9 protein-coding genes are annotated in these 13,258 nt (G+C 59.8%); 3 read left to right on the forward strand and 6 right to left on the reverse strand.

The features are described from left to right. Nucleotides 1-2 precede the first annotated feature (2 nt). The 4 genes from ptsP to treP all read right to left on the reverse strand — a co-directional run bounded on the left by ptsP (nt 3) and on the right by treP (nt 7,110). On the reverse strand, nt 3-2,519 hold the full coding sequence (gene ptsP, locus HX793_RS03195; RefSeq protein ID WP_177059620.1) for a phosphoenolpyruvate--protein phosphotransferase: 2,517 nt from the start codon (nt 2,517-2,519) through the stop codon (nt 3-5). Nucleotides 2,520-2,700: 181 nt separating this feature from the next. Then, complete coding sequence (locus tag HX793_RS03200; protein WP_016977693.1) at nt 2,701-3,921, reverse strand: maltoporin; 1,221 nt, start codon at nt 3,919-3,921, stop codon at nt 2,701-2,703. A 69-nt stretch (nt 3,922-3,990) separates the two neighbouring features. Continuing rightward, nucleotides 3,991-5,637 carry an alpha,alpha-phosphotrehalase gene (treC, locus tag HX793_RS03205; protein ID WP_177004699.1) on the reverse strand — a complete coding sequence of 549 codons (1,647 nt, stop codon included), beginning with the start codon at nt 5,635-5,637 and terminating at the stop codon, nt 3,991-3,993. 30 nt (nt 5,638-5,667) lie between these two features. After that, nucleotides 5,668-7,110: a PTS system trehalose-specific EIIBC component gene (gene treP, locus HX793_RS03210; protein ID WP_177094116.1), complete on the reverse strand. Its 1,443-nt coding sequence runs from the start codon at nt 7,108-7,110 to the stop codon at nt 5,668-5,670. A gap of 239 nt (nt 7,111-7,349) precedes the next feature. On the opposite strand from treP, the gene treR reads away from it, so the two are divergent. Next, nucleotides 7,350-8,054 (forward strand): trehalose operon repressor, encoded by a 705-nt coding sequence (gene treR, locus HX793_RS03215; RefSeq protein ID WP_093513880.1) that lies wholly within the window; start codon nt 7,350-7,352, stop codon nt 8,052-8,054. Between the two features lie 16 nt (nt 8,055-8,070). Here treR and HX793_RS03220 read toward each other — a convergent pair whose 3' ends face one another. Continuing rightward, complete coding sequence (locus HX793_RS03220) at nt 8,071-9,306, reverse strand: type II toxin-antitoxin system HipA family toxin (protein WP_177094107.1); 1,236 nt, start codon at nt 9,304-9,306, stop codon at nt 8,071-8,073. Next, the gene (locus HX793_RS03225; protein WP_016977688.1) at nt 9,290-9,544 is read right to left on the reverse strand and encodes a helix-turn-helix domain-containing protein; all 255 of its coding nucleotides are present in this window, start codon (nt 9,542-9,544) and stop codon (nt 9,290-9,292) included. Before HX793_RS03225 ends, HX793_RS03220 begins: the two co-directional genes overlap by 17 nt. A 257-nt stretch (nt 9,545-9,801) precedes the next feature. Here HX793_RS03225 and HX793_RS03230 point away from each other — a divergent pair, with 257 nt between their 5' ends. Beyond that, nucleotides 9,802-10,581, forward strand: a complete 780-nt coding sequence (locus HX793_RS03230) for an alpha/beta hydrolase (protein ID WP_177094153.1) — start codon at nt 9,802-9,804, stop codon at nt 10,579-10,581. A 328-nt stretch (nt 10,582-10,909) separates the two neighbouring features. After that, nucleotides 10,910-13,213 carry an autotransporter family protein gene (locus tag HX793_RS03235; RefSeq protein WP_177094106.1) on the forward strand — a complete coding sequence of 768 codons (2,304 nt, stop codon included), beginning with the start codon at nt 10,910-10,912 and terminating at the stop codon, nt 13,211-13,213. Nucleotides 13,214-13,258 lie beyond the last annotated feature (45 nt).

The raw sequence follows: 13,258 nt of genomic DNA on the forward strand, positions 1-13,258 counted from the left end.
ACTCAGTGCTCCACGACAGGTGAGGTTTCAACGGTAGCCGCGTGATATTGGCGCAAGGCCTCACGCACCTGGGCGGCTTCTTCCAGGCCCAGCACCTGGCGGGCGATGATCTGGCAGTCGGCCAGGTCCAGCTCGCGCACGGTGGCCTTGATGGTGGGGATCAACGGCACGCTGACCGACAACTCGTCCACACCCAGCCCGATCAGCACGGGTACCGCCAGCGCCTCGGACGCCAATGCGCCGCACACACCCACCCACTTGCCATGGGCGTGGGCAGCCTTGACCGTGGTGGCGATCAGGCGCAGCACCGCCGGGTGGAAGCTGTCGGCCTGACTGGCCAGGCGCGGGTGGTCGCGGTCCATGGCAAGCGTGTACTGGGTCAGGTCATTGGTGCCAATAGAGAAGAAATCCACATAGGGCGCGAACACATCCGCCATCAGCGCGGCGGACGGCACTTCAATCATGATGCCCAGCTTTGGCAACTCGGTGAGCCCCAGCGCCAGCGCTTCCTCTTCAAGGATTTTGCGCGCCAGGTGCAGCTCCGAGAGCAGGCTGACCATCGGCAACATGATATGCAGCCGCGCAAAACCGGCGCTGGCGAGGATCGCGCGAAATTGTTCGCGCAGCAGTTCCGGGCGTTCCAGGCACAAACGGATGCCGCGCAGACCGAGGAAGGGGTTGGTCTCGGCGTCCATCGGCACATAGGCCAAGGGTTTGTCGCCACCCACGTCGAGGGTGCGCACCACCAGGTTGCGTTCGGTGCCCAGGGCACGGGCGATCGCGGTGTAGGTCGCCGCCTGTTCGTCGGGACTTGGGGCACGGTTGCGATCCAAATACAGGAACTCCGATCTCAGCAGGCCGACGCCTTCGCCGCCGAGGGTCAGGGATTGCTCGACTTCCTGCAACGAAGCCACGTTGGCAGTGACTTCAACGTGATGACCATCGCGGGTAGTGGCGGGTAACGACGCATGCGCCACATCGCGCTGATGGCGGAGCCCCTGTTGTTTACGCGCAGCGTCCAGTTGCTCGATTTCGGCCAGGTTCGGGTCGAGGTGCAGCTCGCCTTTGTCGGCGTCGAGTAGCACCTGCTTGCCATTGGCCACCGCCAACACCTGAGCCGAAACACCGCAGATAGCCGGCAGGCCCAGGGCGCGGGCGAGGATTGCGACGTGGCTGGTCGCGCCACCGCCGACCGTGACAAACCCCAGCACCTTGCGTGTGTCCAGGCTGGCGGTCTGTGAAGGGGTCAGTTGTTCGGCGATCAGGATCGCGCGCTCTGGCAACTCCCAGGCGCTGTCTTGGATACCCAGGATCAGTTTCAGCACGCGCTGGCCGACGTCCGCCAGGTCTGCCGCACGCTCAGCGATCAGGGCGTTGCCCAATCCCTGGAAGAGCTTAACGGTCGCGAGCGTCGCACTGTTCCAGGCAAAGGCGGCACTCTTGCCTTCAGCCAGCAGGCGGTGGGCGTGTTCCAGCAAGGTCGGGTCTTCGAGCAGTTCCTGATGGGCGCGGAAAATCTCGGCCTGGGCGCTGCCAGCCGCCTTGTCCTGCAAAGCCTGCAACGCTTCAGTGGCGGCGAGCAAGCCGCGGGTCAAAGCAGCACGTTCGGCAGCTTCGCCCGTGCCTTGCTGCGTGATGACCAGCTCGGGTTCGGTCACTTGAACGACCTGACCAAACGCCGAGCCCGGTGATGCACACACGCCCCGCAGCAAGGTCACCGGCGACTGCGTTGCGGCTGGTTCGGCAACAATCGCCACCGCCTCACCACAGCCTTCAGCCAACAAGACCACCAGCGCCTTGATCGCCGCCTCGGCGTCCTCGCCCGCCGCGCTCACTTGCAAGGTATCGCCCTGCACGGTTTGCAACGCCATGATCGCCACCAGCGATTTGGCGTTGGCGCTCTGGGTTTGCTTGTGCAGGTAGATGCTGGCGTTGAAACCTTTCGCCGCCTGGGCAAATACCGCGGCCGGGCGGGCGTGCAGGCCGTTCGCGTTGGGCAAGGTCAGCGGCTTGGAGAACAATGCATCGCCCTCCTCTTCGTCCGCTGCTTCCACGACCGCACTTGGGGATAACTGCAACAGCGGCTGGCCCGTTTCCACCAGACCGTCCGCCAACAGGCTGAAGGGCTCGCCGCTGACCACCAGCATCAAGGTCAGCAAACTGCGTGCATTGAGCGCCACGTAGTCGGCATCGAATTCGATCAACGGCTGCCCGGCCTCCACCCGCTGGCCTTCCTGCACCAACCGGGTGAAGCCCTGGCCCGCCAGGTTCACAGTGTCCAGGCCGATATGCATCAGCACCTGGACGCCGTTATCGTCGGTGACACTGACCGCATGCCCACTGTCCTGGATGTTGCTGATCATCCCCGCCAGCGGCGCGCACAACGTCTGCGACGTGGGGTCGATGCACAGGCCATCGCCGATCAGGCGGCTGGAGAACACCGGGTCCGGCACCTTGTCCAGCGCCAGCAGCACACCCGACAAGGGCGCCAGCAATTCCAGGGGTTGAGTTGTGGTCATGACTTCACCTGCTGTTTTGTTCTGTAAAAATCATTGGGCTGATGCGATCCCAAGATGACAACGGTCTCATGTGGGAGCTGGCTTGCCTGCGATAGCATCGCCTCGGGTTTCCTGTAAGACCGAGTCGCCCGCATCGCAGGCAAGCCAGCTCCCACATAAAGCGCATTCACATGAGTTCGCGCTATTTCCACCAGTATTCGACCTGCACGCCAAAGTTCGACCCATGCCGCGCCGTGCCATAGGAGCCGGTATCGGACAACGCCGAGCCCGCCGCCAATTCATTCGCCGCGCGCTTGGCCGCTTCGTTCCAGGTTGCATAGGTGTAGTACAAGCGCACTTCCGGCCGCGCCCAGAAATCCGGGCCTTTGGGCGACCATGTGGGAGCGAAGGTAAATTTGCTCAGCTTGCGCGTTCCGCCCGTGGCCTCGACTTGATCATGCCCAAGCTCGGTGACCAGTTTGAATTGCTCGCTGATGGCGTATGCCGGGCGCACACCGAGGGACATCCAGGTCTGGTCGCTTGAGCCTGGGCGAATGTCTTTCTGATACACGGCCTCGATCTGCCCGCCAAAACGCGGGGTCACCTGCCAGTCGAAAAACTCCACGGCGCGGTAACTTTTGCTGCTGTTGTCCAGGAACGTATTGCCGGTGTAACCCAGGCCGGTGCCGGGGCCCTCGCCGTACTGCAAGGCGAATTTATTCTTGCCGCCGAGGAAAGGTTTTTGCACGTGCTGCGCGGTGATCGCCCAACCGCTGTTGGTGTCGCGACCGCCGGCTTTTTCGATGTAGCTCAAGCCCAATTCCAGCTCACCGCCGGGGTTGGTCTTGAAGCCCGCGACGTTGAAGTCGTGACGGGTGGCGTATTCCTTCTGGTACAGGTTGTCCTTGCGGGAAATCGCGTAGCTGTACTTGAGGTCGCCGATCAGCACGTCCTCGATCCCCCCGCCCGTGGCGCTCTGGTTCCAGTAGTAGAAGTCGGAGATATGGATGTCGTTTCGTTTGTAGTAACGCCGACCGGCCCACAGCGAACCGCCATTGAGGCTGGGCAGGTTGGACCACTGCGCATACATCTGCGGCATGCGCGCCGAGCCATTGTTCTCGCCCTGGAACTTCAGCTCACGGTCGTACTTGTTGTAGAGCGACGCCATGGCATCGACGCTGAGCACCGAACCGTCGTCGAGGGTGAGCAGGTCCTGGCGCAGTTCCAGTTCGGCGTATTGTTCACATTCGTTACCCAGGCGGTATTTGGATTGCGCCCCCGGCAGTTGGAAACATTGCTGTGGACCGCTGCCCGTCGAGGTGCCTGCGCCGCTGCGCAGGTAACCGGCGAATTCCAGGGCTTGCGCGCCAAACGGCAGACTTAGACAAGACGCAACGAGGCCCAGCTTTATAGTTGTTTTCATGAAGCACTCCGATATTTTTATTATGATTTTTGAAGCGCCCCGTGCTCCCACACGGGGTTGCAGCGGGTCTCAGTCCTTGAGGTGCAGCACAAACGATTCGTAGGGGCGCAGCGTTACCGTGGCGCTACGTTGCGGGCAGTCGGGGTAGTTGCTGATCAGCAGGCGCTGTTCGCTGGCCGGGTTGATCACGTTGTCCGGCAGTTGGATTTCGCAGGGCGTGCCGTAGAAGTTGTTCAACACCAGCAGGCGTTCGCCATGGCCCTCGCGTAGGTAGGCCCAGACCTGCAAATGGTCTTGCAGGAGCTGGCGATACACGCCCTCCTGGATCAGCGGTTCGTGACGACGCAAGGCGATCAGCGCGCGGTAGTGATGCAGCACTGAATCCGGGTCATCCAGTTGGCTTTCGACGTTGATCTGCGCCGCGTTGGCCGGAATGCCAATCCACGGCTCACCGCTGCTGAAACCGGCGTTTTCCCCGGCGCTCCACTGCATCGGCGTACGGCCGTTGTCGCGGGACTTCTGCATGATCGCCGCCATGCTCGACGCCTCGGACTCCCCCGCATCGCGCTTGAGACGGAAGATGTTCAAAGTCTCCACATCACGGTATTGCGAGATGCTGTCGAAACCCGGATTGGTCATGCCCAGCTCTTCGCCCTGGTACACATACGGCGTGCCCTGGAGGAAGTGCAGCGCAGTCGCCAGCATCTTGGCCGAGACCACACGGTGCTCGCCGTCATTGCCGAAACGCGAGACCACCCGCGGCTGGTCGTGGTTACACCAGAACAGCGCATTCCAGCCACCACCGGCCTGCATGCCCAGTTGCCAGTCGGAAAAGATCTGCTTGAGTTGCAGGAAGTCAAAATCGGCCTTCACCCACTTCTGCAGGTTCGGGTAATCGACTTTCAGGTGATGAAAGTTGAAGGTCATCGACAGCTCTTTCGACTCCGGCCGCGAGTAGCGGATGCAGTGTTCCAGGCTGGTGGACGACATCTCGCCGACGTTGATCAGGTCATGTCCTTCGAAGACTTCGCGGTGCATTTCCTGCAGGTATTCGTGCACGTTCGGGCCGTCGGTGTAGAAGCGGCGGCCGTCGGTGTTGTCTTCGGGGAAGTCGGCAGGCTTGGAGATCAGGTTGATCACGTCCAGGCGGAAACCGCCCACACCCTTGTCACGCCAGAAGCGCATCAGCTTGAACACTTCGGCGCGCACCTTGGGGTTGTCCCAATTGAGGTCGGCTTGGGTGTGGTCGAACAGGTGCAGGAAATACTGGCCGGTTTGCGCCTCGTACTCCCAGGCCGAACCGCCGAACTTGGATTCCCAGTTGTTCGGCTGGTCGCGCCAGATGTAGAAGTCGCGGTAAGGGTTGTCGAGGCTGCTGCGTGCCTGCTGGAACCATTCGTGTTCGATGGAGGTGTGGTTGACCACGATATCAAGCATTAACTTGATGCCGCGCTTGGCCGCCTCGCTGATCAGCAGATCGCAGTCAGCCATGGTCCCGTAGCTGGGGTCGATGGCGTAGTAGTCGCTGATGTCGTAGCCGTTGTCGCGTTGCGGCGAGCGCAGGAACGGAGTGATCCATAGGCAGTCGACGCCCAGCCATTTGAGGTAGTCGAGTTTGTCCACGATGCCCAGCAGGTCACCGGTGGCGTTACCCGCGTGGCTGTGGAAGCTTTTGGGGTAGATCTGGTAGATCACCGAGTGTTGCCAGTCTTGCATGGTGGACTCCTTCAATGTGAAAGCGCTGGCTCAGGCGACGCGGAAACCCGGTCGAACAATCTTCATGCTCAACGCACAGGTCAGAACAAACGGCACCACGATCGCGATGACCATCCCGATCACAAAACTCGGGATGTACTGCGGAATGATCGAGATGAATCCAGGCAGGCCACCGACGCCGATGGCCGAGGCCTGCACCTTGTTCAGCGAGAGGAAAATACTGCCCAGTGCCGAGCCCAGCAGCGCGGCATAGAACGGGAACTTGAAGCGCAGGTTCACGCCGAACATCGCCGGCTCGGTGATACCGAAGTACGCAGAAATCGCGGAAGTGGACGCCATGCTTTTGTCCCGCGCGTTGCGGGTCATGTAGAACACGCCGAGCGCGGCGCTGCCCTGGGCCAGGTTGGACATGACGATCATCGGCCAGATGAAAGTGCCGCCCTGAGTAGAAATAAGCTGCAGGTCCACGGCGAGGAACATGTGGTGCATGCCGGTGATCACCAACGGCGCGTACAGCAGGCCGAAAATCGCACCGCCGACCATCGGTGCCAGGTCGAACAAGGTGACCACACCTTCGGTGATGAGGATGCCGAGGTGACGGGTCACCGGGCCGATAATGGCCAGGGCGAGCACGCCGGTGACGACGATGGTGGTGATCGGCACGACCAGCAATTGAATCGCGTTGGGCACTCGCGCCCGCAGCCATTTCTCGATCACGCTCATCACATAGGCGGCCATCAGGATCGGCAGGATCTGCCCCTGGTACCCCACTTTCTCAATCTTGAACCAACCGAAAATATCGAAGTAAGGCAGGCTCTGGCCGTCCAGACCCGCGACCGCCTTGCCGTAGTTCCAGGCGTTGAGCAGGTCCGGGTGCACCAGCATCAGGCCAAGCACGATGCCGAGGATTTCACTGCCGCCAAAGCGCTTGGCCGCCGACCAGCCCACCAGCGCTGGCAGGAACACGAACGAAGTGTTGGCCATCAGGTTGATCAGGCTCCACAGGCCATCCAGGTTCGGATAGGCCTCCAGCAGCGTCTTGCCCTCGATGAACATGCCCTTGGCGCCCATCAGGTTGTTCACGCCCATCAACAGGCCGGCAATGATCAGCGCGGGCAGGATCGGCATGAACACGTCGGAGAACACCCGCACCAGCCGCTGCATGGCGTTGGTCTTGTCGGCGCCCTTCTTCTTCACGTCGGCGATGGTGGCGGCGGCGAGGCCAGTCTGCTCGCGCAGGGCAGCGTAGACCTTTTCCACTTCACCGGGGCCGATCACTACCTGGAACAGGCCGCCGGTGAAGAACGAGCCCTTGACCAGATCCACCTGGTTCAGCGCGCTGCCGTTGACCAGGCTCGGGTCCTTGAGTGCCAGGCGCAGGCGGGTGACGCAGTGGGCAGCTTGCTCAAGGTTGTCGCTACCCCCGAGGTTCTCGAGAATCTCGCGGGCGATAGTCGAATAGTCGTGGCTCATGCTTGGTTTCCACTTTGATTTTTTTATTTGGGGGGCAGTCATTGGCAGCACGCCGAGGGCAAAAGTACTCGTCTGTACGAGTTAAAGCAACAACTCGTCTGTACGAGTTACATATTGTTTATTTTTTGTAGTCCTGCGTATCGCTACAACCCGCATAAACCCAAGGGTCTAATGGACAAACACCGGCTCTGCCACTAAGGTTCCTGCCTTGACCGCAACCCCGGCAAAGAGCCATCCCCATGAGTAAATACAACCAGATCTACACGGATCTGCTTGCCAGCATCACCACCGAACGCCTGCAGCGCGGCACACGCCTTCCTTCCGAAACAGAACTGATGGACAGCTACCAGGCCAGCCGAGGCACGGTGCGCAGGGCTATCGAGCAACTGCAGGAGCGTGGGTTTGCGCAAAAGATCCACGGCAAGGGCACCTTCGTATTGTCGCCCAACCCGATTGAGTTCCAATTGGGCGGCATCGTCAGCTTCCACGAAACCCACGCCGACTTGGGCGATGACGTACGCACCGAAGTGGTCGAATTCACTCAATTCCCGCTGGAAGGTTCGCTGCTGCAACACATCGAAGCCGAACCCGGCACCCTGATCACCCGCATCAAACGGGTACGGCGCATCGGCGGCAAGCGCGTGATCCTCGACATCAACCACTTCGTCGCTGACGTGATTCCGGGGTTGGACCGCTCGATTGCCGAACAGTCGATCTACGCGTTTATCGAACAGACGTTGCAGCTGCAAATCGCCTACGCCCAACGCACCATCGAAGCCCTGCCACGCGGCAAGGACGACCAGACACACCTCGACCTCGAAGGCCAGAGCCATGTGATCGTGGTGAGTAACCAGACATTCTTGCAGGACGGACGGCAGTTCGAGTACACCGAGTCGCGGCATACGTTGGATAAGTTTTACTTTTCGGATATTGCGCGGCGGTAAGCATCAGTCGGGAAGATCATTGCACTGCGATGCTTCTCGCCAGCCCTGCCGACCAGGCTGCGGTCATCTTCTCCCCAACCACCTCGAACTCTGGGTGAGTGCTTCGGTATTCTGAAAGCTCCGTCATCCCGCGGGTCATGCCGTCTTGCACTCTGGCAAGCAGTTCGTTGCAGCGAGATTCAGTCAAGCTGCACGCACTGCGTCCGAACTGGACCAGCATCTTGCGCTTCGGCCAGGCTTTCGAACCGCCGAGCAGCAAGCCCATGATGTCATTGCTGCTGTACACGGTGGTGGTCACCAGATCGTAAGCAGGTGCCAGCCAAACGTCCGCGTCCTCTGCGCAATTCTCGTACAACAGACCGTAGTTTTTCAGGTGTGCGTCACCATTCTGGATGCCGGCAGAAAGCGCCACCATCAAGAAGAAGTCTTCCAACGTTTTGGTGACACGGCTGGGCGTGACGAATGACCTGATCAGCTTCGCGCATCCCTGGTAGCTTCCGTCGTACTTTTTGGCAGTTCCCCATCCCGATAAAACGCACATGTCCTCAAACCCGAGATAGGCGCTTTCACTGATGTCGAACCGTTTTACCACCAGGAATTTCCCGTGCTGGCTGAGCTGAAACTCAGGCACGTCGAGGCCACAATGGAATGCCGCACGCATGCAGAAAAACTCATTGGCCGCCAATTGCGGAAAGTCGGATTCATTGAACGCCTTCACCAAGTGAGTCGCGCCCCGATGGGTGAGACGCTCAATACCGGGGGCCATGTCGTCAACATCGCGCACCAAAACCTTGGGTTGAACACCCGACACTCCCGAGTAGGCTGCGTAGGTTTTCAGAAGGTCGTCAAACAGGTCTTTGGCCCCGTCATAGACCAACAGCTCGGAGAGCTTGACCTCAGGCAGTGACTCGCCATCCGCGTCATGGGCAACGCTGATACGTCCCAGTTGGTGTGGGCCTACAATGCCCAGCAAAGCGAAGTCGTCAAAGCCGCGCACTGACTTGCTGAAGCGTCGCACCAGCTCATTCTTGAGATGTCCCTCGGGGATGTGCATCTCGAACAGAGGATGGATTCCGTACTCCCAGTTGTAGCTCTCCAGGCGCACCGGCATCGTCAGAGAAACGGCATTCTCTTCGCCGACCGTTTCGTTATACGAGAAAACCGTATCGCGCCGGTTCTCCTCGCCCCGCCCGAGCGTCCCAGCAGGCACACCGCCAGCACCGATATAGAGCCGCTCACTTTGACGGGTCATGGATGTTCTCCGATTTCAGCTCATCAAGGGTCATGCGGCGACGCTTTGGAATGGCGGTCAACTCATACCCCAAGCCCTCAAGAATGGCTGCGACCTTGCGAATCCCCACTTCCGGGATGGTATTGTTCTCAATCCCCGAGATGGTGGCGCGACTCATACCATGCCGTAGCGCGAGCTGGGTTTGTGAGAGGCCTGCGGCTTTGCGGAGGCTTTTGATCAGCAATCCTAAATCGTTCATACCAAATTGCATCCAATACAATGCAAAAATTAATAATGCCGCACAAATGCACCATATATGATGCACTTCATTGTGAATAGCGCTTTATGCGCACAGGGTTCTTAGTTGAGCGTTCACACACCAGAAATACAAACCTGCTGCCGTCTCCGCTCAGACTTAACCTGGAACTACGCCGCCAATGCCGACAGCTCCCTATGATGAGTAGACAATTGCGCTATCGACAGATATTGGCTGGTTTCCACAAAACCTGGTTCCTGATGTTCAGCACGCTCCTCATCGCCTGCCAATCGCCGCGCGAGGCACTGCAACAACTGGCGCAAGAGCACGGTCGGCAAGTGGAGGTCCTGCCTGGGGACACCTTCCCCCTCCTCATACTTGCGCCGCAAACCGCAGAAAAGACAACTCGCCTGCGGGTCTACCTGGAAGGCGATGGCCATGCCTGGTCGACGGCCACCCAACCCAGCCTGGATCCGAGCCCGCACAATATGTTGGTACCAAGGCTGGCGGTCGATGACCCGACACCGAATGCGTACCTGGCACGTCCCTGCCAGTTCGTCATGGCCGCAGCCTGCCAATCGGCCCTCTGGACCAACCGCCGATTTTCTCAGGGAGTGGTCACTCGTCTCAGCCTGGCGCTGGACCAGTTAAAACAGCGGTACGGGAATAGGGAATTTGAACTGGTGGGGTATTCAGGTGGTGCCGCGCTTGCCTTATTGTTAGCGGCGCAGCGCAATGATGTTACCCAGGTGCAAACCCTGGCTGGCAACCTCAGCCCACGCTTGTGGGCAACGATGAAAGGATTGTCGCCACTCGACGGTTCGCTGGACCCGCTGGACTACCGTGAGCGGCTCGCCTTGTTACCCCAGCGCCATCTCATCGGCGAAGCAGACCTGATTATTCCAAGTGGATTGGCTGATAGGTACCAACAGGCGCTTGACTCGCCCCTCCACGAATACATCCATGTACGGGGAGCAAGCCATGACAAAGGGTGGGAAGCGACCTGGAGCCGATGGGTTAAAACGCCATTAATCCATTAAGGTCCTAAAATTGACGACAAGCAGGTCCGCTTAAAAACATCCGAATACCTTCCCCCTAGCGTCCAATCCAGGCGCGACCACAACGACAACCTTTAAGTTCCATTTATTGCTGGATTACCCCGTACAGCCACAAAAAATAACGGTAACGTCGCATTTCTTAGCTTTTTTTCCTTCGCCGATCCTTTTTATGATGAATTGTCCTACACGCATCGTGTAAGTTTGCACGCGCTTGAATCAGCCATTCACTGACAAGCTGGCAGGGATGCCTAAAACAGACGCTGACGCGTGGGTTGTTCCCTGCCAGTTTCTGCCCTGTAAGGATACTGCCTTGAACACTTCCCACCTGCGCCGCTCGTTGTTGGCGCTGTCCGTCGCGGCGACCACTGCCACGGCCCATGCCGCACCCGCACCCGACTTCAATTACGACCTGAGCACAGGGGCCTACAGCAGCTTCGGTGATGTTTTCAACAACGCCACCTTCACCGGAACGTCGCAAAACGCAGGTGTGGAGCTGACTAACGTGACGTTGGCCGGCAACCTGGTCAACCAGGGCAACATCAACCTGACGGCTGCGAGCCCCACCGACTTCCCGTCTGGTATCGCCATGACCCTCAACTCCAACGTCGGTGGCGACGTGGTCAATAATGGCGACATTACGGTGAGCGGCAACGCCGTCGTCGGGCTGGACCTTTACCTGGCGAAGATCGCGGGTGAAGTGAGCAACAACGGCAACATCACTGTGACGGGCGCAAATGCCGAAGGCATGCTGATCACCTCGACCCAGGCGCGCCTCAATAACTCGGGCACTATCATCGCGCGGGGTATCGACTCTGAGGGGATCGACATCGAAAAAGCCCGCTTTACGGGCCAGATGACAGGCGCGCCCTTCCTGAGTGATATCAACAACAGCGGGACTATTTCCGCCGACGGGATCGGTATCCGCTTTCGCAGTCTCGACACCACTGACGGCTTCAGGATCTTCTCTATCAGGCAGACAGGTGGCCTGATCGAAGGAGGCACCGCAGCCATTCTGGCGGACGACAATGCCTCCCCTTCGTACTTCTACTGGCAGGGTGGTCAGGTCAAGGGTGACCTCTTGGGCCTCAGCGGTGTACTGGTGCAAGGGGACGCGATGTTCGATGGCTCGACCATCCGCGCCGGCTTCGTCGATATCGACGGTGGCCGCCTGACCCTGCTTCGCCCGCAGACCACGATTGTCGGCGACCTCGACATGGACAGCGACACGGCGCGCCTGCGCCTGCTGCTGGATAACAACACACTGCCCAACACACCAATCCTGAAAGTCACCGGCAATACCTTCTTCTCTCCAGGCAGCCAGATCGAACTGCAGGCGCGTTCCGACGACTTCCGCACGTCGGCCCAAGGCACCCGCTACACCCTCATCAATTCCAGTACTTGGGAAGACCCGCAGAACCTGTCCGTGGTGTCCTCCTCGGCGCTGCTTGAGGTGAAGAACTTCGGCATTGAAGGCCAGGACGTAAAAGCACTGGTTGCCACCCGCAGTGATGAGGTGATCACGCAAGACCTGTTGGGCGCCCGTGGTTCGGACAATGCGGTGAGCGCCATCAAGCCGCTCAAGAACACCGTCATGGCCCAGATGGACGAAAGCGACCCGGTATTCCAGCAATTCGCCAACGCCGCCACCAGCGAAGAGCTGGCCAAACTGGCCGAAAGCTTGGCCCCGGACGTCAGCCGTGGGGCGATCAACGCCGCGACCAATAGCCAGAACCTGGTCGCAGGCGCCATCAACCGCCGGGCCAGCAAAGCGCGGAGCGGTCTGTCTTCCGGTGATGTCCTGGCAGAACAAGGCGTATGGCTGCAAGCGTTGTCCAGCGATGCCAACCAGGACAGCCGCCACGGTATCGATGGCTACGACGCCAACACCAACGGCATTGCCGTGGGTGCCGACGGCAAGCTCAATGCCCAGACAACCGTGGGCCTGGCTTACAGCTACATGACCAGCGACGTCAAATCCGACCTGGGTAGCAAGACCGACGTCAGCGGCCATGCACTGACCTTGTACGGCAACTGGGCCCGCGACAACTTCTTTGTCGACACCTCGCTGATGTACGGCTGGAACGACAACGAGTCCAAACGCTACATCGCCGGTACCCGCGCCAAGGCCGACTACGACAGCGAGATCTTCGGCGTCAACGCCCTGGCAGGCTATACGTTCCAGCTCGACAAGCAGTGGCTGCTCGAACCACAGGTCGGTGCGCGCTATGCCAACATCTCGATTGATTCGTACCGTGAAAAAGGCAGCTCAGCGGCCCTCAAGGTCGGCAGCCAGCGCTATGAAATCGGCGAAATGGGCCTGGGCGCCCGTCTGGCGGCCGCTTTTGACCTGGGTGTGGGCAGCTTCGAACCGGAAGCCAAGCTGATGGCCTGGCACGACTTCATCGGCGACAAGGCCAGCACCACCTCCACCTTTGTGCTCGGCGGCACCCCCTTCACCACCACTGGCGCAACGCCGGCGCGCGACAGCTACGAGCTGGGACTGGGCGCAAACTACCGCGTTGGCGCCTGGAGCGTGGGCGGGACGTACAGCTACCTGACCAGCAGTGGTTTCGACGCTGACACCTTCACGGCGAACGTGCGTTACGATTTTTGATCAACGTCTTGGCCTGAAATGAAAAAACCGGCCTAGGCCGGTTTT

It is taken from the genome of Pseudomonas reactans (genome assembly GCF_013387025.1).
In the GTDB taxonomy this organism is placed as follows: Bacteria; Pseudomonadota; Gammaproteobacteria; order Pseudomonadales; family Pseudomonadaceae; genus Aquipseudomonas; species Aquipseudomonas reactans.